The 24,451-nt window shown below is 42.9% G+C and carries 16 protein-coding genes; 1 reads left to right on the top strand and 15 read right to left on the bottom strand.

Annotated elements, in window-relative coordinates; translation table 11 throughout:
* Positions 1–355: 355 nt before the first annotated feature.
* The 8 genes from ACS8FA_RS26985 to pilM form a co-directional block, all read right to left on the bottom strand.
* Positions 356–1,444 carry a hypothetical protein gene (locus ACS8FA_RS26985; protein ID WP_439266546.1) on the bottom strand — a complete coding sequence of 363 codons (1,089 nt, stop codon included), beginning with the start codon at positions 1,442–1,444 and terminating at the stop codon, positions 356–358.
* Positions 1,445–1,573: 129 nt separating this feature from the next.
* A complete protein-coding gene (gene aroB / locus ACS8FA_RS26990; protein ID WP_439266544.1) occupies positions 1,574–2,695 on the bottom strand; it encodes a 3-dehydroquinate synthase in 1,122 nt (373 codons plus the stop codon).
* 77 nt (positions 2,696–2,772) lie between these two features.
* Complete coding sequence (aroK, locus tag ACS8FA_RS26995; protein ID WP_102093188.1) at positions 2,773–3,333, bottom strand: shikimate kinase AroK; 561 nt, start codon at positions 3,331–3,333, stop codon at positions 2,773–2,775.
* A gap of 205 nt (positions 3,334–3,538) precedes the next feature.
* Positions 3,539–5,890, bottom strand: a complete 2,352-nt coding sequence (locus ACS8FA_RS27000) for a type IV pilus secretin PilQ (RefSeq protein WP_439266541.1) — start codon at positions 5,888–5,890, stop codon at positions 3,539–3,541.
* A 27-nt stretch (positions 5,891–5,917) separates the two neighbouring features.
* Entirely contained in the window at positions 5,918–6,451 is a 534-nt protein-coding gene (locus ACS8FA_RS27005; RefSeq protein ID WP_165598124.1) for a pilus assembly protein PilP, read from the bottom strand.
* Positions 6,451–7,170, bottom strand: a complete 720-nt coding sequence (gene pilO, locus ACS8FA_RS27010) for a type IV pilus inner membrane component PilO (RefSeq protein ID WP_179799317.1) — start codon at positions 7,168–7,170, stop codon at positions 6,451–6,453. Before pilO ends, ACS8FA_RS27005 begins: the two co-directional genes overlap by 1 nt.
* Positions 7,167–7,820: a PilN domain-containing protein gene (locus ACS8FA_RS27015; RefSeq protein WP_439266539.1), complete on the bottom strand. Its 654-nt coding sequence runs from the start codon at positions 7,818–7,820 to the stop codon at positions 7,167–7,169. Before ACS8FA_RS27015 ends, pilO begins: the two co-directional genes overlap by 4 nt.
* The gene (pilM, locus tag ACS8FA_RS27020; RefSeq protein WP_439266537.1) at positions 7,820–8,875 is read right to left on the bottom strand and encodes a type IV pilus assembly protein PilM; all 1,056 of its coding nucleotides are present in this window, start codon (positions 8,873–8,875) and stop codon (positions 7,820–7,822) included. Before pilM ends, ACS8FA_RS27015 begins: the two co-directional genes overlap by 1 nt.
* A gap of 193 nt (positions 8,876–9,068) precedes the next feature.
* Here pilM and ACS8FA_RS27025 point away from each other — a divergent pair, with 193 nt between their 5' ends.
* Positions 9,069–11,720 carry a penicillin-binding protein 1A gene (locus ACS8FA_RS27025; protein ID WP_439266535.1) on the top strand — a complete coding sequence of 884 codons (2,652 nt, stop codon included), beginning with the start codon at positions 9,069–9,071 and terminating at the stop codon, positions 11,718–11,720.
* Positions 11,721–11,879: 159 nt separating this feature from the next.
* Here the strand turns inward: ACS8FA_RS27025 and ACS8FA_RS27030 are convergent, their stop codons facing one another.
* From ACS8FA_RS27030 to rplK, 7 genes are all read right to left on the bottom strand, one after another.
* On the bottom strand, positions 11,880–12,404 hold the full coding sequence (locus ACS8FA_RS27030; protein WP_439266533.1) for a DUF6586 family protein: 525 nt from the start codon (positions 12,402–12,404) through the stop codon (positions 11,880–11,882).
* Positions 12,405–12,570: 166 nt separating this feature from the next.
* Positions 12,571–16,788, bottom strand: a complete 4,218-nt coding sequence (gene rpoC, locus ACS8FA_RS27035; protein ID WP_057761718.1) for a DNA-directed RNA polymerase subunit beta' — start codon at positions 16,786–16,788, stop codon at positions 12,571–12,573.
* 151 nt (positions 16,789–16,939) lie between these two features.
* Entirely contained in the window at positions 16,940–21,058 is a 4,119-nt protein-coding gene (rpoB, locus tag ACS8FA_RS27040) for a DNA-directed RNA polymerase subunit beta (protein ID WP_102093198.1), read from the bottom strand.
* A 765-nt stretch (positions 21,059–21,823) separates the two neighbouring features.
* Positions 21,824–22,195 (bottom strand): 50S ribosomal protein L7/L12, encoded by a 372-nt coding sequence (gene rplL / locus ACS8FA_RS27045; protein ID WP_057761722.1) that lies wholly within the window; start codon positions 22,193–22,195, stop codon positions 21,824–21,826.
* A gap of 120 nt (positions 22,196–22,315) precedes the next feature.
* Positions 22,316–22,843: a 50S ribosomal protein L10 gene (gene rplJ, locus ACS8FA_RS27050; RefSeq protein ID WP_057761724.1), complete on the bottom strand. Its 528-nt coding sequence runs from the start codon at positions 22,841–22,843 to the stop codon at positions 22,316–22,318.
* A gap of 457 nt (positions 22,844–23,300) precedes the next feature.
* On the bottom strand, positions 23,301–24,002 hold the full coding sequence (gene rplA / locus ACS8FA_RS27055; protein ID WP_057761725.1) for a 50S ribosomal protein L1: 702 nt from the start codon (positions 24,000–24,002) through the stop codon (positions 23,301–23,303).
* On the bottom strand, positions 24,002–24,433 hold the full coding sequence (gene rplK / locus ACS8FA_RS27060) for a 50S ribosomal protein L11 (RefSeq protein ID WP_057761727.1): 432 nt from the start codon (positions 24,431–24,433) through the stop codon (positions 24,002–24,004). The genes rplA and rplK overlap by 1 nt, the downstream gene beginning before the upstream one ends.
* Positions 24,434–24,451 lie beyond the last annotated feature (18 nt).

Raw genomic sequence — 24,451 nt, forward strand, 5'->3', positions numbered from 1 at the left:
AAAGAACTCTAAAAACTAAGAAAAAACCACTAAATAGTTGTTAAATAGACATTTTTTACGATAACTATACAGAACGTCGCCCACAGTTATATTAGTTAATGATTGTCGAAAAATCTAGTCTTTTCTATCGATTCATCAGCCATAAATTGTAAGAGGACTTATTACTATTGGTTATGAAACAAATAAAACTGCTATTAAAATTTTAATGCAAGCCATATAAATGACATTTAGCAAAAGGCTTTGATAATACTTAACAGTAGTAGCTTGCCGCTTATTATGAAGATAAACTTCTTCGTATAGTGCTAAAAAAACCCACTAAACAAATAGCTAGTGGGTTAAATTAATCAGACAAAAACTAATTACTCTTGTCTTCTATTAGCGCTTTTATACTGTCGCTATTATTTTTGGGAGGGTTAGCGTTAGCGCTTTTGCCATTAGCATTTGAATTATTGTTCGTGCTACTAGGGGGCTTAGGCGTTGGCACGACTGGTGGCTTCTTACTAGTAGAATTCTCCGCTGGTGCCGCAGGCTTTTTGTTTTCTGGCGCAGGCTTACTTGCGTTGTTTTCTTCTTTTGGCGATGTTTCAGATATTGTCTGCGTCTCACCACCAACCGTACGCTCTTCACTAACAGACAGTGTGGCAGAGGTATCTACTGACTGACGAATACTCTCTTGAGTACTGCTACTATTAGCGCTTTCTTGGTTACCTCGATTATTATTAGCACTAGCTGCTTGAGCAGCGGCGTCATCAGCTTCTTCTTGCAAACGAGCAGGCACTTCACGCTTGGTAGGTTTCAAATCGACGGCACGTGTACGTTTCGTACTCAAATCTTTTACTGGATCAGGACGCTCATAATTATCAATGATACTGACATACCGGTTAATCTCTTCTGGCAGTACACGTACATTCGTAGGTAACTTAAAGTCTATTAGCTTTGCTGCTCCTACCGCTTCTTGCGGGCTACTCATAATCCCATAAGTCAGCATATAACGGACTTGCTTTTCGTCATCAAGATAACGGAAATAAGCAAATTTATCGCGATCTTGACGGCCTTCTAGGTAACTGACAATCACATCGTTTTCAGCGACATTCATTACTTGAACAGTCCACTTGCCTTTATTAGCTAGCAGATAACGCTTGTCTTTAAACTCATCAGGATAATCGCGCAAATCTCGAATCGTTGCATCAAAATTAATCGGTTGTACATCCGTATCTAGCTCATGTAGCGACTCGACTTTTAATGGTTGCTCAAACTCTTCATTCAAAATCTCTGGCGCTGATATTGGTGCATTCTCAATTTTGGCACCCATGGCTGGCGTTTGACTAAACATCCATACTAACGCTGTGACCACCCCTAAAAGTAGGGTCACTATTAGCCAAATCAGTGCTTGACGACTGTATGATTGGCTAGCAGTACGCGTTTTTGTTTTTGATGTTGCCATGAGGCGGTCCTTGGTAAACACATGTTTTACAGCATAATATAAATGCTTATTCAAACAGAGGTACAGCTAACCAGTTGGCTATAAGTACGAGATTTTAGTATAAATATATAAACGATAATTCTTGAGACGTTACGCGCTATGTTTTGACAAAACTTCGTGCAATAACTGGCTGTCAAACTCATTAGTCATTACCGCATCGCCAATTGATTTTAACAAAATTAGGCGGATTTGTCCGTGTTTCACCTTTTTATCGTGTCCCATTAAATCTAAAGCAGTGTCTACATCGATAGCTGGTGGCGTAATAGGTAAGTTTGCCAATTCTAAAACACGCTTAATACGTACAACTTCATCATCAGTTAACCAGCCAATTTTTTGCGATAGCTCAGCTGCTTGTACCATGCCAGCCGCTACTGCTTCGCCATGTAACCAATTGCCATAGCCTTCATGTGTTTCAATCACATGACCAAAAGTATGACCAAAGTTCAATAGCGCGCGCACACCGGACTCTCTTTCGTCTTGTGCCACTACATCGGCTTTGTACTGACAGCAGCGCTTTACAGCTTCACCAAGTACTGCCAAGTCAAGCGCCATCATTGCAGGTAAGTTTGCTTCAAGCCACGTTAAAAAGGCCTCATCCATGATAAGGGCATATTTAATAATCTCAGCTACTCCAGCAGATAGCTCACGCGCAGGCAGTGTCTTAAGCGTACTCATATCAGCAAGCACCATTTGCGGCTGCCAAAAAGCACCAATCATATTTTTACCTTGCGGATGATTGATACCTGTTTTACCACCAACACTAGAATCCACTTGTGACAATAGCGTCGTTGGAATTTGAATAAAATTGACACCGCGCATAAAACTAGCAGCAGCAAAGCCAGTCATATCTCCGACTACACCACCGCCAAGGGCAATAAGTGTCACATCACGATTGAAGTGTTCTGTCATCAGTGCATCATAAATCTGATCAATACTTGCCTGATTTTTGTATTGTTCACCATCTGGCAGTACGCACACCTTTACCGTAAACTGCTCTCCTAACTCATCTTCTAATGCTTTTAAGTATAAAGGCGCCACAGTGTCATTAGTAACAATCAAAACCTGACGGCCACTGATATAAGGCGTGATTTGCTTCGCCATACTGCTATGCTCAGTCGCAGATTGTCCAGTCGCAGATTGTTCAGTAATGACAATAGGATAATCATGACTTTGCGTATGAACTATTAGGCCATCATGAAACGGCATTACCATGTGATACTCCTAAAGCATTTCTAATGAGGTAAAAGTAATTGAGTCTGCATATCAATATCGTAGTTGCCAGTCTATTACTAGTCTTCTTGGTGCGCTGATGCGTCGGTAGTGCAATCGACGAATGATTCTAACTGCTGCATCAATTGATTGACCATGTGGCGTGGGTACGTGTGACCAGTAGGCATAATAATATGGGCGACTTGGCGATAGAGTGGATCGCGAGCACTATACAAATCTTGCAATATCTTTCTAGGATTAGGCTGCTGCAATAATGGTCGAGACTTGTCTTTAGAGGTACGGGCTAGTTGCACCTCAACCGGTGCGTTAAGATAAACGACAATGCCACGCTGTTTTAGGAACTCTCTGTTTTCAGCACACATGACTGCACCGCCACCGGTCGCTAATACGATTTGAGAGTTTTGGGTCAATTCATCAATGGCACGCGTTTCACGCTCACGGAAACCTGCTTCACCTTCTTTGGCAAATATCCAAGCAATGTCGGCACCTGTCTGCGATTCAATATACCAGTCGCTGTCTACAAAGGTGCGACCTAACTGCTTGGCAAGCAGTTTTCCGATTGTCGTCTTCCCTGCTCCCATCGGACCCACTAAAAACACCGACGGTAATTCCTGCCCCATAATACTTACTCAGCTAAATTAGGTATGATACAACGTCATTGTTATTCTGGCTAGTAATGAGCCGTGATTATTGTGAGTAAAATTTAGAGCACACTATTCATCGGTACATACATAGATATTACAATACGAAAACCACTAATCTCGCGCATAAAAAAAGTAAGCACTAGGGCTTACTTTTTTTAGCAACTAGCTAACCGCTTTAGGACTAGTTCAGACGACTCGTACCATCATTAATAAGCTTTGGAGTTACGAAAATAAGTAGCTCTTCTTTGTCGTTGCTTCGTACATCTTTACGGAAAGCACGACCAATATAAGGCAAATCACCTAAGAAAGGGACCTTAGTTACTTCGTTATTGGTACGGTTTTTAAAGACGCCGCCTAGCACCACTGTCTGACCATCTTCAATAATAACATTGGTTGATATAGAATCCTCAGAGATAGCAACCTGATTATTGATGATAGTCGGCGTGCCATTGGTAATGACCAATTGCAAACCAATTTTACCATCAGGTGTGATGTTTGGTGTCGCTTCTAGACTTAATGCAGCCTCTCTAAAGCTGGTTGTTGTCGCACCACTGGCTGATGCTTCTTGATACGGAATCTGAGTACCAGAAGAGACCTTTGCTGTCTGCTTGTCAGCTGTCAAAATCTTAGGTGTAGAAATAACTTCACCACGGTTATCCGCTTGCAGTGCTGACAGCTCAAGATCTAGCATTACATCAGACATACTGAGCAAACCAAAGGCGATACTACCTGCTGGGTTGGAAACACCCAAATCAACGTTTAAGTTATCAGGACGACTAATGTCATAAGAAGGATAAGAAACGGTTTGACCATTAACGGTCGTCGTTTCTACATCAAAATCTTTCAAATCCCATAAGGTTTGATCGCTACCGCCAACCAATAAGCTACGGTTGTTGGCGGCACCATTTGACAAGATACCCCAACGAACACCAATCTCTTTACTGAAGCTATCAGTTGCACTAACGATACGTGCTTCGATCATAACTTGGCGAACAGGAATATCAATTTTGCTGATTAGTTTATGGATATTTTCGATACTGTCAGCAACGTCTTTAATAATCAAAGTATTGGTACGTTCATCAACTGTTACCGTACCACGATTGGATAATAACGTATTATTATCCTCACGATTTGATAGGCCACTATTATTACCGGTCGCGCCGCTACCTTGCGAAATAAGCGTTAAGACATCTTGAGCTTTTGCATAGCTTAAACGAATGTACTCAGTACGTAGGGGTGCGTAAGATTGGACAGCTTGCTGCGCTTCTAGTTCACGTGCTTCTTGCTCAGCGAGCTCAGTAGAAGGCGCAACCAAAATCACATTACCATTTTCACGCTTGCCTAGATTTTTACTTTTCAAAATAATATCGAGAGCTTGATCCCAAGGAACATTAATCAAACGCAAAGTAATGTTACCAGCAACAGAATCACTTGCCACGATATTCATCTCAGTAAACTGCGCCAAAATATCTAAGACACTACGAACCTCAACATCTTGGAATTCCATAGATAGCGGTTCGCCACTATAGACTCTTTCTTCCAGCGTCGGCTCACGTAACAGCTCAGGCTTTTTAATACCAATATTTAACTGGTTACCTGATTGGTAGGCTTGATACTCATAATCGTCATTCATGTTAATGGTGACGACGCCATTCTGTCCTTGGTTTTTGGTATCAATACTACCAACAAGACCACTATTAATATTCAATCGGCGTAACAAGTTTCTCGGAACCGTACTACCAGTAAAACGTACGACAAGTTTATTACCTTGGCGCTGCACATCTACTGGAATAGCTTCGTTAGCAAGTACCATGCTAACATTACCGCCACCGTCGTTACCTGCTGAAAAATTGACTGCGCTTAACCCATCATAGCTATACTGCTTGCTTACTTGTGAAGCTGCCAATTGAGGATTTAAAAGCGGATTTACTCTGACCACCATCGTATCAGCTGGCATTTCGTTCTTCACGACAACCTTGCTTGTGGTACGTACAGGTGCCACTGGTACGGTAGAACTCTCAACAATAGGCGTAACGACAGCGGTTGTTGTCATACTATTATTGTTATTAAGTACATCTTGAATCGGGTCGCTGGTAATAACTGGACGATTAGGGTCAGTGATGGTCAGCAATAAATCATTGCCTTCAATCGCTGTTGTATAATTTCCTGATTCTTTTAAACCAACAATGAGGCGCGTGGTACTGTCACTACTTAGCGTAGTAACGTCATTAATCGCACCGATATTATATTCATTAAAGCGACTAGCAAGCCCATTCTGTACTTGTTCGAAATCTAGGACTAAGCGACTAGGATTATCAAGCTGATAGGCTGCAGGCAATACTGGCAATCCTGTAAAGCCCAAACGCATTTGCGTCACTGCAGGTGCGGTCTGTACTACAGAGACATTATCGATGCGCTGTGCAGCATGAGCACTATTAGTCACAGCCACCATACTGACTGCCAGTGCTGAAATGGCAAAAGCAGAAGACATGCGGTTGCTCATCATCATTACCTTGTTATTGCGTACTGTCATTATTTATTCCTCAAAAAATCTGCCGACTTAGCTTATAGGGGATACCAGCGACTGGGGTTTTTCTACAAACCCTGCGCGGCTATCTGGCACAATTTCAATCAAGTTAACCTGGGTCGGCGTGATTTCAACAATACGGCCGTCATTCAATCCAAGATAATCGCCTACTTTAACACTCGCAACCGAACCATCGGGACGTTGTATCAATGCATATCGCTGACCTTCGGGCGAAATCACCACACCTCGGAAGACCAATTGCGACAGTTCATACTGCTCAAGCGGTTCTTTGATTCTGTTGATATCTGGTCGTACACCATCTATAGGAGTGGTCGGGCCTTGCACATTGACTAAACTCGGTGGTAAAAATGGACTACGTTGCGAGCTTGCGCTATATACAAAATCTTCTACCAGTTCGGCTTTAGGCGGCGGCTCAATAGGCTGTGCAGGCTGGTTGCGGATATCGGTCATTGCCTGCTCTGCCATACCTATACGGTCACTACACCCTGTCATAGATAAAACAGTGACACTTAAAACCAATAGCATGGGCATTCTTTGGATATTCATTAGTTGCCTCCTGCATTTGCATCAGTAGCGGCGGCGGCATCACCTTCAGGAGCCGCTTCTTTAGAGCGATAAGTCTTAGTTTGCAATACTAAATTGAGCTCTGGCAAAACATCTAATGTAGGCTGCGGGTTACTAACTTCAAAATCATGCATCGTAATAATTCGAGGCAGTGCAGCAAGACCACTGATAAAGCTACCAAACTGATGGTATTCACCCAAAGCCGCGATACGTATTGGCTGCTCAATAAAGAATTCATTTTCGATTTCAGGCTCTACTGAAATATCCTGAAAACGGATATTACTACCAACGCCTGTCATGTTTATGCCTTCTACCAATTCTGACACACGCGTATCTTTCGGCAACTGATCCAATAAAGTATTAAATTCAGTTTCCATTTGGACAACTTGTGCCTGATACGCTTTTAAATGACGTGCGCGAGATTCTTTTTCACGGTAGCTATCAAGCAAGGTCTGCTGCTGGCTTTCAGCCGCATTGATCTCATCGATTTTGCTACTGATGGGTAATGCCCATGACAATGCTGCGATAAAAGTGATGATAAGACCAATCACTGTCACCTTTACAGGTAATGGCCAACTGCCATAGTTTTCTGAATCTAGCGACTCAAAACTACGGCGAAACTCATTTAAATCGAATTGCTTTTTTGGCTTTAAAGCAGATTTTTTGGTTTTAGAGAGGCTCTTTTTGCGGATAAGCTTCATAACGCTCCTCCTAGACCAGTATCGGTGTCAGCAGCAGTCGGAGTTTCCAATTGTACTCTAGTCGTTACTACAAACTGTACGTAACTGTCTTCAGGATAAACAGGTCGCGCCTGCTCACCAGTATTAACCGTATTATTGAGGACTGGAGCAGCCTCATAAGCGCTAATATTCTGTTGAATGTTACTTACTGCTGAGTTGCCCATCCATTTACTGTTATCAAGGTTACGAATCAGGCTGGACACAATGTTTGGATTGTCCGCTAAGCCTGTCAAAGTTAGCGTATCACCTTCACGTTTAAGGTTATTTAGATAAAGTGCTGGTGGAATAGCTTTAGCGAGATCATCCCACAAGCGTACAGGTACAGGACGTCGCCCCTGTAGATCTTGAATAACTTGCATGCGTGAAATAATGTCTTCACGGCGCTGCTCTAAACTGTCAATTTCGGTCAATGCGGTGTCTAAGCGAGTGTTTTCTTGTTCGATCAATGCATTGGCATCAAGCTGCTCATCAAGTTCATTGTTGAAATAACTCCATGAAGCGAAGGCTGCTAATAGGGTCAGTAACGTCACCGCCACTATTAAAGTCATAAACTCTTTGTTACGACGTTCACGCTCTTCTTGTCGCCAAGGTAAAAGGTTAATACGAGCCATTAGTCAAAGCTCCTTAACGCAAGACCGCATGCAGCCATTAAGCTTGGCGCATCGACCGCCAATTGCTCATTATCGATATTTGGTGCAATAGTCATATTGGTAAAAGGGTTGGCAACACTGACAGTTACACCCAGCTTTTGTTGTGCCATACCAGCGAGACCTGCAATAGAACTGCTGCCCCCTGCAAGCACCACATGATCGATACTGCTATATTGACTTGATGAGAAATAAAACTGTAAAGAGCGAGTGATCTGTTGAATGGTATTTTCTATAAAAGGGGTCAGTACTTCAGGATAATAATCATCAGGTAAGGTACGTTCGCGTTTACTCAATGTCGCTTCTTCTACTGACAGGCCATAGCGGTTTTGTATTGCCTCGGTCAGCTGAGCACCACCAAATAACTGCTCACGACTATAAATAAACTCACCATTCTTGGCAATATATAATGTGGTCTGATTATGGCCAATATCTACCAACGCTACCAGTTCTGGTACATTTGGCAGACTATCTACCATCAATCCAAACGCACGCTCGATTGCATGAGATTCGATATCCATGACTTTCGTTTGTAGGCCACCAAAGGCTAGAGCATCAACACGTTGGTCAACGTTCTCTGAACGAGAAGCAGCAAGCAACACCTGAACCATATCTTCACTAACTAAAGACGGTCCTAATACCTCAAAGTCCAGATTGACGTCTTCTAATGGATAAGGCACATACTGATCAGCATCCAAACGTATTTGCGCCTCACGCTCTACATCGCTGAGTGTCATATCCATATCAATGATTTTAGTAATCACTGCAGAGCCAGAAACAGCGGTCGCAGCATTGCTACCCGCGACTTGGCAGCGTCGTGCCAAGCTCGTTATAATATTGCCGGCAGCTTCTGTATCTACTAGAATCTTATCAACCACAATACCTTCCGGTAGTCTTTCAATACCATAAGATTTTAGGTGGAACATGCCTTGCTGACGCTGTATGTCAACCAACTTTACTGAAGTGGCACAAATATCCACGCCAATCAAATGTCGACTTTTGGAAGTAAATAGCCTCACTAGCTCTATACCTTATATTAAGTGTACAATCTGGTAGTTATTTGTAATAATTCAATACAATACTTTACTTAATTGATAGATTCAAGCATTTAAAAATATATTAAGGCCAACTTACACATTTATTATGACCTGCCTATTTTGTTCAATGTATAATAATATTGTCTGCTACAAATTCTAACTAATAAGTCTTATTATGGCCAAAAAAAATGCTACCGCTCGTCTCATTCGCTTTTTGGTGGGACTCTTTATCGCTTGCCTAGCATTGGCAGTTGTTCTAGCACTTGCTGTACCTATTGGTTTTTATGGGATGGCCATGTATCTATCGCCGACCCTACCTAGTACGCAAGAAATTAAAACAGCCAAATTAGAAATGCCATTACAGATTTATAGTAGTGATGATAAATTAATCGGCCAATACGGCAATCGTTTATCATTACCAGTTAGTTTTGATGAGATTCCTGAAGATTTAACTCATGCTTTTTTAGCGGCCGAAGATGCTTCTTTCTTTCAGCATAGCGGAATCAGTATTAAAGGTCTTGGTCGCGCTGTCACCGAAGCAGTCACTGATGACGATGGTCAAACCGGTGGCTCTACCATTACGATGCAGGTCGCTAAAAACTATTTCTTAAGTCCAGAACGTACTTTAAACCGCAAACTCACAGAGTTGTTTTTGGCGCGTAAGATCGAAGACGAACTGAGTAAAAATGATATTTTGACGCTATATGTCAATAAAATCTATCTGGGCGAAGGTGCCTACGGCATTCGTGCTGCGGCCAAAAAATACTATAGTAAGTCATTAGACAACCTAACTATTGCTGAAATGGCGATGTTAGCCGGCCTACCAAAAGCCCCTTCTAAATATAATCCTGTTGCCAATCCTAGCCGTGCACTGACTCGCCGCAACTGGATCGTTGGACGCATGCATGAGCTTGGCTATATTACTAAAGCTCAGTACGATGAAGCGGTCAACTCCCCTATAGGTATCAACCTATATAAAGAAAAGCTCGATGTAAATATGCCTTATTTGGCAGAAATGACGCGCGCTTCTTTGGTCGAACGTTACGGCGATCAAGTTATGCACGGTGGCTGGCGCGTACGTCTCACAGTAGATAGTAAAGCGCAAACAGATGCCGAAGCAGCAGTAGTAACAGGATTGATTGCCTATGAGCATCGCCATGGTTGGCGCGGGGCTGAAGCAAATGATGAGCCTCTCGAAAACTTTCGACGTTACAGCAATATGTCTCCTGCCAAAGTGACTAAAGTCAATTCTCGTAGTTTTGACGCAGTCCTACAATCTGGTGAAGAAGTGACCGTTAATTGGTCTGGTATGAAGTGGGCACGTAAATATATTTCTGCTGACCGTATTGGTTATTACCCTAGCAATGCCAGTCAAGTTGTTAAGAAAAACGATATCGTTCGTGTGATACCTACTTCAAATGGCAACTGGCAATTAGGTCAAATACCTAAAATTCAAGGCAGTTTGGTCTCGTTGAATCCAGAGACTGGTGCTGTCAATGCATTAGTCGGTGGCTTTGATTTTAACCACAGTAAGTTCAACCGCGCTCTACAAGGCTGGCGTCAACCTGGCTCAACCATTAAACCACTTGTTTATACCGCTGCTTTAGAAAAAGGTTATCGCCCAGATACCATCGTTTCTGACCGAGCTATACAAGTAGGTGACTGGAAACCCAAAAACTCTGATGAACGTTTCTTAGGTGATATCACTTTACGTCGCGGTTTATATTTGTCGCGTAACCTCGTATCTATTCGCTTGTTACAAGCGATCGGTATCTCAAGTACGCGCAACCTATTAGATGAATTCGGTCTTGATAAAGAAAAGCTGCCGACAACATTATCATTAGCACTTGGAGCAGGACAAGCCACACCGTTACAAATGGCTACGGCTTATGCAACTTTCGCGAATGGTGGTCATCGTGTCCAACCTTACTTTATTGAACAAATTTACAATTATAAAAACGAGCTGTTGTTTCAGGCAAATCCACGTCAAGCGTGTGCACTATGCTTTAACGAAAAACTTGAAAAGGTTAATAGCAGCTTAATTGAGGAGTATGAGAAGTCAATTGAAGCGCTTGATGATAGCAGTCTTGATGATAGCACTAATGAAATAACTGCCAATAATTCATTATCAGAAAGCAATGATAATAGCGAAACAACAGATAAAAAGCTTGATTTAACGGTATATAACGCAGGTCCACAGTCAGACCGCCTAAAAGCGCCTGCCGTACAATATGTAAGAGCCAAACAAGCACCGCGCATACTGCAACCTAGAGTCGCTTTTGAGATGGCAGATATACTACGCGATGTAGTCCAACGCGGTACAGCGGTAAGAGCAAAGGCATTAGGTCGCAATGATATCGGTGGCAAAACTGGTACTACCAATCAGGCCAAAGATGCGTGGTTTGCTGGGTTCCATCCTACCAATGCGACAGTAGTATGGATGGGATTTGATCAACCATCTACTATGGGTCGCCGTGAATATGGTGGTGTGGCAGCGCTGCCAGTATGGATGGACTTTATGAAAGCACAGCTCAAAGACACGCCAAGCCAATGGGTATCTATCAATAACCGCTCAAAATCCAGAAAGCAACAGCAAAGCATCATAGAGATGACTGATGATGGCGTCCTAGTTAACGATGACGCTAATAAATCAGCCAAGCCAGTCAAGACTCAAACCCAGCAGCGTAAGCCTTCGGTTCCAGAGCCTACTGAAGATACTAGCACTCCAACATCAACGAAACCAAGCAGCAATCGTAGTGATGACAGCGTACCGGAAAATCCATTAACAGTGACGCCCGTTGAAAGTATGCCTCCGATGCCAGAATAACAAACAAGACTATTTTTAGTTAATAAGAAAAAGGCTTATTCAGTAATAACTGAATAAGCCTTTTTTATGCGCTGTAGACTATAGCCTACCCTACTTAATCATACTTTCAAATGATTCAATAAGTAGCGCTCAAGAATAAATTTGCTAGTTTACTTACTATTAGAACTCGACCATACCTGCACGCAGTTGTTCGATCAGCTCTAAAAGCTGATTGCGCCATTCTCGTATTGTGGTCTCATCAGGCAGCCATTGATTAGATAAAGTGACAACATTGACAATCAAGTCTGGCGATGCTGAATGACTGCTTGGCGCTTCATCGACGATAGTATCTGGCGGTACTGCATACAGACAACGCTGATAAGCACGTTCTATATTGGCTATAAAACCTTGCTGCTGTAATTGCTGCAAACGCTGAATCTCAGGAGATACTTGCGTACGCTCGTTCAATGCTTGTTCAATATCGAGCAGAGTTGGCGCCGTCATATTTAAGCTATAAAAATGACCCAACTCCTGAATAAATGCCAGCAGCGCACCATGTAAATGAAAAATAGCGGTTTCGCAATGGGCTTGATATAACTGCTTATCATTGGTACTTCCTGCAGATTGGCAAGATAAACGACAGAAATATAACTTTTGATTGGTTCGATCTGCTTGATATTTGGCGACGCGAGTTTTACCTGCCATTTGCTAATTATCCTTCTATGAATAGTGAATTAGAGCATATTTCCAGTGTACTATTTTTTTAGATGATAGCACCATGCCTTTCTCAGTTTTTTATACGCACAAAAAAGCCAGCAACTTAGGCTGGCTTTTTTATCAAATTAAGAATGAATCAAGATACTTAATACGATTAATTATCTTGATTTAACTCTTGAGCAAATGCTTCGTCGAAGCTTGCAAAGTCTTTACTATCAGTGCTTGCAGTCATATCAAACGCTGCATTCAAATCTTTATCTTGTAGCTTCTGATCTGCTTTTTCTTTACGCGCTTTATGATAAGCAAGACCAGTACCTGCAGGAATCAAGCGACCAACAACCACGTTTTCTTTCAGACCACGTAGCTCATCCACTTTACCAGTCACAGCAGCCGCAGTTAGTACACGGGTTGTTTCCTGGAAAGAAGCAGCTGAAATAAAGCTTTCAGTTGCTAGACTTGCTTTGGTGATACCTAATAATTGACGCTCAAACTGTACTGGGAATTTATCTTCCGCTTCTAGCTTCGCATTCAATGCTTTGATATCTGCATACTCGACCTGATCACCTTTGAAGTGACTTGAGTCGCCGCCGTCAGTGATTTCAACTTTACGCAACATCTGACGAATGATAACTTCGATGTGCTTGTCGTTGATTTTTACACCCTGCAAGCGATAAACGTCCTGTACTTCGTTGACGATATAATCAGCAAGTGCAGTCTGACCTTTCAAACGCAAGATATCATGTGGGTTCTGTGGACCATCAGCGATCACTTCACCACGTGCTACCGTCTCGTTTTCAAAGACGTTGATTTGACGCCATTTCGGGATTAGCTCTTCATGTACTTCACCATCTTCATTAGTAATAATGAAGCGGTTCTTACCTTTGGTCTCTTTACCAAAGCTAACCACACCAGTCATTTCTGCCATGATAGCGTGATCTTTTGGACGACGTGCTTCGAACAAGTCAGCAACACGTGGTAGACCACCGGTAATATCTTTTGTACCAGAAGACGCTTGTGGTACACGGCCTAGAATCGAACCTGCTGCTACTTTTTCACCATCGCTTACGCGGATGATAGTTTCAGCTGGTAAGAAGTAAACCACTTCTTTGCCTTCGTCAGTGTTCAAGATAATCGCAGGACGTAAGTCTTTTGCTGAGCTTGAACGGTCACGAGTGGCTAGAATCTCAAATGAGCTCATACCAGTCGCATCATCAACCTTAACTGTCGCAGTCATACCATCAGTGATGTCACTGAAGCGTGCGGTACCAGCAAATTCTGTGATGATTGGATGCGTATGCGGATCCCACTTAGCGATAGTTTGACCGCCTTCAACCTGCTCTTCGTCTTTCACAAGTACGCTTGAACCATATGGTACTTTATAGCGCTCACGCTCACGGCCAAGCTCATCGGTCAATGCGATTTCAGCTGAACGCGATACGATGACTAAGTGACCATCAGTATGCTGTACTGTTTTCATGTTTTCAAAGTGCGCTTGACCAGCATTACGTACAGAGATGCTGTTGTCTACAGAGGCTGAACTCGCTGCCCCGCCCACGTGGAACGTACGCATGGTTAACTGAGTACCCGGCTCACCAATAGACTGAGCGGCCATAACACCGACTGATTCGCCGATATTTACTTTATGACCACGTGCAAGGTCACGACCATAACACTGTGAACATACGCCATGTTCGATATCACAAGTAATTACTGAACGTACCCAGATATCATCGATTGCGTTGTTATCAAGGACGTTGACCCAGTACTCATCGATCAATGTACCAGCTGGAATCAATACTTTATCAGCATCGTCATTATAAGTAACGTCACGAGCAGTGACACGACCCAGTACTAGCTCACCTAACTTCTCAATGATTTCACCACCTTGGATATGTGGTTTCATGAGTAGGCCTTCTTCAGTACCACAATCATCGCTAGTGATAACCAAATCTTGTGCCACATCAACCAGACGACGAGTTAGGTAACCCGAGTTAGCTGTTTTCAGTGCCGTATCCGCTAGACCTTTACGTGCACCGTGAGTTGAGATGAAGTACTGTAGTACCGTCAAACCTTCACGGAAGTTAGCTTTAATCGGCGTCTCAATGATTGAGCCATCTGGCTTAGCCATCAAACCACGCATACCTGCCAACTGACGAATCTGTGCCGCACTACCACGAGCACCAGAATCTGACATGATAAAGATAGAGTTGAATGACTTCTGCTCGTCTTCTTCACCTTGTGCATTGATAACTTTATCTGTTGCTAAGTTGTCCATCATCGCCTTAGCGACTTTGTCATTGGTACGTGACCAGATATCAACTACTTTGTTATAGCGCTCACCAGCAGTTACGAAACCTTGCTCGAACTGATCTTCGATTTCGCGAACTTCGCCTTCTGCCACTTCGATGATTTGCTTCTTAAGTGGTGGAATAACCATGTCGTCGATACCGATAGACACGCCAGATAATGTTGCTTGAGCAAAACCAAGGTACATTAATTGGTCAGCAAACATAACACTTTCTTTTACGCCAACTTTACGGTAGCAAGAGTTAATCAAACGAGAGATGTTTTTCTTCGTCATCTCTTGGTTACACTCATCAAACGTCATACCTTTAGGCATGATGTTCCAGATAAGTAGACGACCAGCAACCGTATCTTTGATACTGATTTCTTTAGTCTCGTTACCGTCTTCGTCAATTTGCGTCTCAGTAACACGCACTTTGATTTTAGCGTTTACATGTAGATCGTTTGAACCAATTGCACGCAATGCTTCATTAACGGTAGCAAAAATCATGCTCTCGCCTTTGGCATTGATCGACGAGCGACTGATGTAATATAGACCTAGTACAACATCCTGAGATGGTACGATGATCGGATCACCGTTCGCAGGTGACAAGATGTTGTTGGTAGACATCATCAAGGCACGTGATTCAAGCTGCGCTTCTAGCGTCAATGGCACGTGAACGGCCATTTGGTCACCATCGAAATCGGCGTTGAATGCGGTACAAACAAGCGGATGCAACTGGATGGCTTTACCTTCGATCAATACTGGCTCAAATGCCTGTAGACCCAAACGGTGAAGTGTTGGCGCACGGTTAAGAAGTACTGGATGCTCACGGATAACCATGGCCAGCATATCCCACACTTGTGGCTCTTCACGCTCTACCATCTTTTTAGCAGCTTTAATTGTAGTCGCTAAACCATGAGACAATAGTTTGTTATAAGTAAATGGCTTGAATAATTCTAGTGCCATTTTCTTAGGTAGACCACACTGATGTAGACGTAGTGTTGGACCTACAACGATAACCGAACGACCAGAGTAATCGACACGCTTACCAAGTAAGTTCTGACGGAAACGACCTTGCTTACCTTTGATCATATCTGCCAAAGATTTCAATGGACGCTTGTTACTACCAGTGATGGCACGACCGCGACGACCGTTATCAAGCAACGCATCTACTGACTCTTGCAACATACGCTTTTCGTTACGTACGATGATGTCAGGTGCGCTTAGCTCAAGCAGACGCTTAAGACGGTTGTTACGGTTGATCACACGGCGATATAGATCGTTTAGATCTGACGTCGCAAAACGGCCGCCTTCTAGCGGTACTAGAGGACGCAAATCTGGTGGTAGTACTGGCAAGATGTTCATTACCATCCACTCAGGCTTGTTATTAGAATCACGGAATGCTTCTAATAATTTGAGACGCTTAGACATTTTCTTAAGCTTAGTCTCAGAACCTGTTTGTGGAATCGCTTCACGTAGCTCATCGATTTCAAGATCGATATCGATGTCTTTTAATAGGTCTTGAACGGCTTCAGCACCCATTTTGGCTGTGAATTCATCACCGAACTCTTCAAGCGCTTTGTAATAATCTTCATCATCAAGCAACTGGTACTTTTCTAAACTAGTTAGACCAGGCTCAGTAACGATATAGCTTTCAAAATATAGAACGCGCTCGATATCACGTAGCGTCATGTCTAGCAATAGACCGATGCGGCTTGGTAATGATTTTAGGAACCAAATATGCGCAACTGGACTGGCTAGGTCGATATGACCCATGCGATCACGACGAACTTTAGCAGTGGTAACTTCAACACCACATTTTTCACAGATAACGCCTTGGAACTTACGGCGCTTATATTTACCACATAAACATTCGAAGTCTTTTACTGGACCAAAGATTTTGGCACAAAAAAGACCATCACGCTCAGGCTTGAACGTGCGATAGTTGATGGTTTCAGGCTTTTTCACTTCGCCGTGCGACCATGACTTGATGACGTCAGGTGAGGCTAAAGTAATTTGAATGCTATCAAACTCTTGGTTACCGTTGCCGGTAGGGCTTTGCATGATATCGAGTAAATCTTTCAAGTTGCTTCTCCGTTATCTTTATAATCATCTGACAGCGTACCATTGACGCAGATAAGATGAATGAAGGCAATGAATAGGGTTGAGACAAATCACTAAAAGCAGCAGCAATAAAGCAGACTGCCTTTAGTGGACAACTAAGTTAAACAACGGGCTAGTTGCTTTGTTTTAACTCAATATTAATACCCAGTGATTTGATTTCTTTGGTCAGTACGTTAAACGACTCAGGCATGCCTGGATCCATATACTGCTCACCATCAACGATGTTTTTGTACATACGAGTACGGCCTTCAACGTCATCCGACTTCACCGTTAGCATTTCTTGCAACGTGTAAGTCGCGCCGTATGCTTCTAGTGCCCACACTTCCATCTCACCGAAGCGCTGACCACCAAACTGAGCTTTACCACCCAATGGCTGCTGCGTTACTAGAGAATAAGAACCTGTTGAACGCGCATGCATTTTGTCATCAACCAAATGGTTAAGCTTGAGCATGTACATATAGCCGACGGTTACTTTACGGTCAAACTTCTGACCTGTACGACCATCATATAACGTCTGCTGACCATCGCGATCCATACCAGCAAGCTCGAGCAAGTCTTTAACTTGGCTTTCTCTTGCGCCGTCAAATACTGCTGTGCCCATCGGTACACCGCCACGTAAGTTGTCTGCTAGCGCCATGATGTCGTCATCACTCAAACTATCAAGATCAACTTGCTCACCGCCTACTTGGTTATAGATTTTGTCCAAGAAGTCACGTAGCTCTTTGATTGCTGCTTGAGATTTGAGCATACCGTCAATCTTCTCGCCCAACCCTTTCGCTGCCATACCCAAATGCGTCTCTAGAACCTGACCGATGTTCATACGAGATGGTACACCAAGTGGGTTCAATACGATGTCAACGGTATTACCATTTTCATCATAAGGCATGTCTTCAACTGGCATGATGCGCGATACAACACCTTTGTTACCATGACGACCAGCCATCTTATCACCAGGCTGAATACGACGCTTAACCGCTAGATATACTTTAACGATTTTTTGTACGCCATGTTGCAAGTCATCACCAGCAGTCAATTTGCGTTTTTTCTCAGCAAACTTCACATCGATGTCTTTTTGCTTATCAACCAAGTAATCAGCGATTTGCGTTAGACGCTCAGAGATTTCTTCTTCTACTGGTTGGATATCAAGCAACGTCTCAAGGCTCATATCTTTCATATCAGCCAATGCCATAACTGTACCAGCTTTTAGACCAGCACCGCCGCTGACTTTTTGGCCATCTAGTAGATTACCAATACGACCACGTGCTGCTTCTTCAAAGATACGTAGCTCTTCTTTCAAATCTTTGCGATAGCTATCAAGCTGCGATTTTTCAATCGCTCTTGCGCGTGCGTCTTTTTCAACGCCATCACGGGTGAAGACCTGTACATCAATAACTGTACCTTTACTTGAAGTTGGTACGCGTAGTGAAGTGTCTTTCACGTCAGCCGCTTTTTCGCCAAAGATAGCCCGTAGTAGTTTCTCTTCTGGCGTTAGTTGCGTTTCACCTTTTGGCGTCACTTTACCAACTAGAATATCACCAGCGTCAACTTCAGCACCGATATAGACGATACCTGCTTCATCAAGACTTGATAATGCTGCTTCACCAACGTTTGGAATATCAGCAGTGATCTCTTCTGTACCTAGCTTGGTATCACGAGCCACACAAGTCAATTCTTGGATATGAATAGTAGTGAAACGATCTTCTTTAACTACTTTTTCAGATAACAAGATTGAATCTTCGAAGTTGTAACCATTCCACGGCATAAATGCGATGCGGATGTTCTGACCTAATGCTAGCTCACCAAGATCCGTTGAAGGACCATCAGCCAAGATATCACCCAAAGCAATCTCGTCACCTTGGTTAACGATGATACGTTGGTTGATACAAGTGTTTTGGTTAGAGCGCGTGTATTTGATCAAGTTATAGATATCGATACCCGCTTCACCAGCAGTCATCTCGTCTTCATTCACACGAACAACGATACGTGATGCATCAACATCTTCAATCACACCGCCACGCTTAGCGATAACACAAACACCAGAGTCACGAGCAACGTGACGCTCCATACCAGTACCTACTAACGGCTTATCAGCACGTAGTGTAGGAACAGCCTGACGCTGCATGTTCGAGCCCATCAAGGCACGGTTAGCATCATCATGCTCTAGGAACGGAATCAGACCTGCTGCAACCGATACTACCTGACTTGGTGATACATCCATATGCGTCACTTTTTCTGGCGGCATACGAACAAATTCACCATAGCTACGTACACTGACCATCTCGTCAGATAACGCGCCATCTTCAGTCATCGGAGAATCAGCCTGTGCAATGACAGTACCTACTTCTTCGATTGCTGATAGATACTCAATAACGTCAGTCACTTTACCATCAACCACACGGCGATAAGGCGTTTCTAAGAAGCCAAAGCTGTTGGTTTTAGCAAATGTCGCTAGTGAGTTGATCAGACCAATGTTTGGACCTTCAGGAGTCTCAATAGGACATACACGGCCATAATGCGTATCATGTACGTCACGTACTTCAAAGCCTGCACGTTCACGAGTTAGACCACCAGGTCCTAACGCTGATACACGGCGCTTATGGGTAACTTCAGACAACGGATTGTTCTGATCCATAAACTGTGACAACTGGCTTGAACCAAAGAATTCTTTAACCGCAGCCGCTACTGGCTTAGAGTTAATCAAATCTTGTGGTGACAAGTTGTCTGATTCTGCTGAGCTTAAACGCTCTTTTACAGCACGCTCAACACGTACTAGACCAACACGGAATTGGTTTTCTGCCATCTCGCCTACTGAACGAATGCGGCGGTTACCAAGATGGTCAATATCATCGACATCGCCGCGACCATTACGAATCTCGATAAGCTCTTTTAGAACGTTAACGATATCATCGTTAGTCAATACACTGCGTTCGCGCTGGATATCAGGATCATCAGTATTATCAAATTCTAAACCAAGACGACGGTTGAACTTCATACGACCGACGTTTGATAAGTCATAACGATCTGCATTAAAGAACATGCTTTCAAACAGTTTCTCAGCAGTTTCAACCGTTGGTGGCTCACCTGGACGCATGACTTTATAGATTTCGATCAACGCTTCTTCACGGCTTGATGTACTATCAGCACGTAGCGTATCGGCAATATAACTACCTTGGTCGATATCGTTCGTGAACAGAATGCTGAACTCTTTGATGGCACCACTGGCTTCAAATGAGTTCAATTTTACCAATAACTCGTGGTCAATTGGCGTATTTGCTTTAGCGATGATTTCATCATTAACAACGATGTCTTCTGCTAAGATACGCTCGTATAGATACTCATCAGGCACAGCAATTTTCGTCATACCGGCTTCTTCAAGCTGACGGATACGGCGTGCGTTAATGCGTTTGCCCTGCTCTACGATAACGTCACCTTCAGGTGATACGATATCGAACTGAGCCATTTCGCCACGTAGACGATCAGCAACTAGATCAATTTCAAACGTCTCTTCAGCTTTATAAACAGCGACTTTATCAAAGAATAAATCTAGGATTTCAGAAGTTGTTAGACCAAGTGCGCGTAGGATGATTGACGCAAGTAGCTTACGGCGACGGTCAATACGAGCAAATACTAAATCTTTTGCATCAAATTCAAAGTCTAACCATGAACCACGGTAAGGGATGATACGTGCGTTATAAAGCACTTTACCACTTGAATGCGACTTACCTTTATCATGGTCAAAGAACACACCAGGTGAACGATGTAGCTGAGATACGATAACACGTTCAGTACCATTGATAATAAAAGTACCGTTAGCGGTCATCAAAGGCATCTCGCCCATGTAAACGCTTTGCTCACGGATATCTTTGATCGCAGCTTTGCTATCTTTGTCTTTGCTGTCTTTGTCTTTGATGATCAAACGGATTTTGACACGCATAGGCGCAGCAAACGTTGAACCACGTAAGATACACTCACGCTCATCAAATTCAGGCGTGCCTAAATAGTACTCAACAAATTGTAGCTCTGCGTTACCAGAGTGACTCTCAATTGGGAAAATAGAGGAATACGCAGCTTGCAAACCAGTATTCTCACGAGCTTTCGGCTTTTTGTGCTCTTGCAAAAATTGCTCATAAGAATCTACTTGAATAGACAGTAAATAGGGAACGTCCATTACAGTGGGCAATTCAGCAAAACTTTTGCGAATACGCTTTTTTTCAGTATAAGAATATGCCATCGAGAGTCCTTACAGTAAACGTGGAAACAAATTAAAAGCGTGGCCAGTATGCATAAATACGATGCAAACGTGGCGACGTAAACGATAATATAAAACGGGTCTTCGTGTTCAGTTCATGTCTTTTCTGTCAATTACTACTTTACTCTTCAGTGCTTACCTAGCACACTTCACTTAATCTCGTCGTTGCTTGCTAGATTCATGGTAAGTGAATCAGTCTATATGACTGTTGCAACCAAAAAATTCAATATTATATAATCTATAACGCATTGCCTATCAGGCTTACTTTACAAATACATTGCTGGGAAATAATGTCTATTAAGATTGCATCCATACCACTTGCCATCTAGACTACTTATTACCGAACCATGTTCCCTACACATACAAGCTGTCTATGAGACTGAATATCGACAGTCATGCCACATCAAGTAGGCAACTTATGATCAACAGCTTTTTTAAGAATACCGCTTTTTTCAGGATTAATAATCGGGGTAACTATAACTTTTAGAATCAGTATAAACTATAGTGTTGATAGGAAAGCATGCAGACACAAAAAAATGCCAAACATCTACAGACGTTTAGCTCATATTAACTGATTTCAAAAACTGGCATGTGTGCTTGCATGTATATCGTCTGTCCTTTTGATGGGTATCCACCGTGATGTTGCATACGTATGTTGGCAGACACAAAAGGTCAAGCTACGAATTATAGTAAAAAAAAGCTGGCAATGCAAGGCATTACCAGCTTTTTTTTCGTACAGTGTTAAACTTATTTTAGTTCAACAGTTGCACCAGCTTCTTCAAGTTTCTTTTTCAACTCTTCAGCTTCAGCTTTAGATGCGCCTTCTTTGATTGGAGCTGGAGCGCTTTCAACCAAATCTTTCGCTTCTTTTAGGCCAAGACCAGTAGCTTCACGTACGGCTTTAATTACGCCAACTTTCTTCTCGCCAAAGCTGGCAAGAACTACGTCAAACTCGTCTTTTTCTTCAGCAGCAGCAGCAGCAGGACCAGCAGCAGCAGGTGCAGCAGCAACAGCAGCTGTTACGCCGAATTTTTCTTCCATGTCGCTGATTAACTCAACGATATCCATTACTGACATTTCAGCGATTGCATTTAACACGTCATCTTTAGATAGTGCCATGAGAACTCTCCGTTATCTGATAAAAATTAATTGATTCTAATATCGCCTTGATTGCTTGCCTAATGTGACAATAAAGTGCAACCAAAATTAGCGATGTTAAAGTTACGTTAAAACAAGCAATTAAGCAGCTTCTTTTGCGTCTTTGATTGCCGCTACAGTGCGAACGAACTTGCCAGGAACAGCGTTCATAGTCTGGACAAGCTTGGTCACTGGTGCATTCATAGTAGCCATCAAGATAGAGATTGCTTCGTCGCGAGTTGGTAGCTTCGATACGCGCTCTAGCTCTTCTGGACCATAAACTTCACCACCGACTGATACTAATTTGGTCTCTAAAGCTTTGTTATCTTTGCTGAAGTCGAAAACGACTCGAGCAGCAGATCCCAAATCTTCCATAGAGAAAGCCAAAAGTAGTGGACCAGTCATACGGTCTGACATGCTCTCAAACTTAGTGCCTTCAAAAGCGCGTTTTGCTAGTGTATTTTTTACCACTTTCAAAACCACACCTTTATCACGAGCTTGTTCGCGCAGCTTAGTAAGCTGTGCAACACCAATACCGTGATATTCGGCAGCTACTGCTGAGTAAGCATTAGCAGCAACTTCAGACACTTCAGCCACAACTTGTTGTTTTTGTTCTAGCGTTAATGCCATAAGTTGACTCCTTTAATCTTATCAATCGACTTATAATAAAAGTGCCAAAAACAAGGTTTTTATGCGCTCAAACTGTAAGCTAAGACTGACTTGATACGACACATTACCAGCGGATTCAATTAATAAAAAAAGCATCTACTGGTAACGACTGATTACGGCACCGTTATCAGAATGACGTTGAGTAATAGTTTGAAGATTATAAATAATCTTATCGCCCTATCCGCTCGTGTCTTAAACTGTGTGGGCCACCGTCTGCGTAGGACAACTAAGATTTTCATCTGTCGTCGATTAACAAAAGTGACTTATTGTCATAAACAACTATCCGAAGATCGCTAACTATGACTCTAAACTACTCTCTACCTACGGTCTTAGACAGCGTAGCAAATACTACGCTGACCTAATTCTTTAAAAACTGTTTGTGTTTATCATTCAAAATATTTGAAGATAAAAACTTTAATTATTTAGCAGTACGATAAGGAACAGCGTCGATCGTTAGACCTGGACCCATCGTGCTAGACAAGGTAATTTTCTTAATGAAAGTACCTTTAGAAGTAGCAGGCTTAGCACGCTTTAGATCAGAAAGAATCGCTTGCGCGTTTTGCTCGATTTGATCAGCAGTGAAACCAACTTGGCCGATAGTTGCATGGATGATACCAGCTTTATCAACACGGTACTGAGCCTGACCAGCTTTCGCATTAGTCACAGCTTCAGCAACGTTTGGCGTTACCGTACCAACTTTAGGGTTAGGCATTAGACCACGTGGGCCTAGGATAGTACCTAACTGACCAACAACACGCATTGCATCTGGAGCTGCGATAACAACATCAAAGTCCATGTTACCGGCTTTGATTTGCTCTGCTAGGTCTTCAAAACCAACGATGTCTGCACCAGCTTCTTTAGCGGCTTCAGCAGCAGCGCCTTGAGCGAATACAGCAACGCGTTTGGTTTTACCAGTACCAGCAGGTAGGTTAGTTGCACCACGAACTACTTGATCAGATTTACGTGGGTCAACGCCCAAGTTTACCGCGATATCGATAGACTCTTTGAATTTTAGCGCTGGCAAATCGTTTAGGATTTGAACCGCTTCTTCAATAGTGTACTGTTTTTCGTTATCAATACGGCTTTGAATTTCTTTTTGACGTTTGGTTAGCTTAGACATTATACACCCTCCACGGTAATACCCATTGAACGTGCAGTACCAGCGATGGTACGAACAGCAGCGTCAAGATCAGCAGCAGTTAAATCTGCATTCTTAGTCTTAACGATGTCTTCTAGTTGTGCACGGTCAACTTTACCAACTTTAGCAGTGTTCGGTGTACCTGAACCTTTAGCAATACCAGCAGCCTTACGTAGTAAGTATGCAGCTGGTGGTGACTTCATGATGAAGGTAAAAGATTTGTCGCTGTATACTGTGATCTCAGTTGGGATCGGTAGACCTGGCTCTTGGCCTGAGGTCGCAGCGTTAAATTCTTTACAGAACGCCATGATGTTCACGCCTTTTTGACCCAAAGCTGGACCAATAGGTGGTGAAGGATTTGCTTTGCCTGCAGGCACTTGCAGTTTGATGTAACCATCAATCTTCTTAGCCATGATACTCTCCTAAATGGG

This window comes from Psychrobacter sp. 1Y1 (assembly GCF_051847395.2).
In the GTDB taxonomy this organism is placed as follows: Bacteria; Pseudomonadota; Gammaproteobacteria; order Pseudomonadales; family Moraxellaceae; genus Psychrobacter.

Bases quoted from the DNA above. Each gene is read 5' to 3' on its own strand.
- aroK (WP_102093188.1), bottom strand. From the start codon at position 3,333: ATGGGGCAGGAATTACCGTCGGTGTTTTTAGTGGGTCCGATGGGAGCA.
- ACS8FA_RS27000 (WP_439266541.1), bottom strand. From the start codon at position 5,890: ATGACAGTACGCAATAACAAGGTAATGATGATGAGCAACCGCATGTCT.
- rplK (WP_057761727.1), bottom strand. From the start codon at position 24,433: ATGGCTAAGAAGATTGATGGTTACATCAAACTGCAAGTGCCTGCAGGC.
- pilO (WP_179799317.1), bottom strand. From the start codon at position 7,170: ATGAAGCTTATCCGCAAAAAGAGCCTCTCTAAAACCAAAAAATCTGCT.
- rplJ (WP_057761724.1), bottom strand. From the start codon at position 22,843: ATGGCATTAACGCTAGAACAAAAACAACAAGTTGTGGCTGAAGTGTCT.
- ACS8FA_RS27030 (WP_439266533.1), bottom strand. From the start codon at position 12,404: ATGGCAGGTAAAACTCGCGTCGCCAAATATCAAGCAGATCGAACCAAT.
- ACS8FA_RS26985 (WP_439266546.1), bottom strand. From the start codon at position 1,444: ATGGCAACATCAAAAACAAAAACGCGTACTGCTAGCCAATCATACAGT.
- rpoB (WP_102093198.1), bottom strand. From the start codon at position 21,058: ATGGCATATTCTTATACTGAAAAAAAGCGTATTCGCAAAAGTTTTGCT.
- aroB (WP_439266544.1), bottom strand. From the start codon at position 2,695: ATGGTAATGCCGTTTCATGATGGCCTAATAGTTCATACGCAAAGTCAT.
- ACS8FA_RS27025 (WP_439266535.1), top strand. From the start codon at position 9,069: ATGGCCAAAAAAAATGCTACCGCTCGTCTCATTCGCTTTTTGGTGGGA.
- rplA (WP_057761725.1), bottom strand. From the start codon at position 24,002: ATGTCTAAGCTAACCAAACGTCAAAAAGAAATTCAAAGCCGTATTGAT.
- ACS8FA_RS27015 (WP_439266539.1), bottom strand. From the start codon at position 7,820: ATGGCTCGTATTAACCTTTTACCTTGGCGACAAGAAGAGCGTGAACGT.
- ACS8FA_RS27005 (WP_165598124.1), bottom strand. From the start codon at position 6,451: ATGAATATCCAAAGAATGCCCATGCTATTGGTTTTAAGTGTCACTGTT.
- rplL (WP_057761722.1), bottom strand. From the start codon at position 22,195: ATGGCACTATCTAAAGATGACGTGTTAAATGCAATCGCTGAAATGTCA.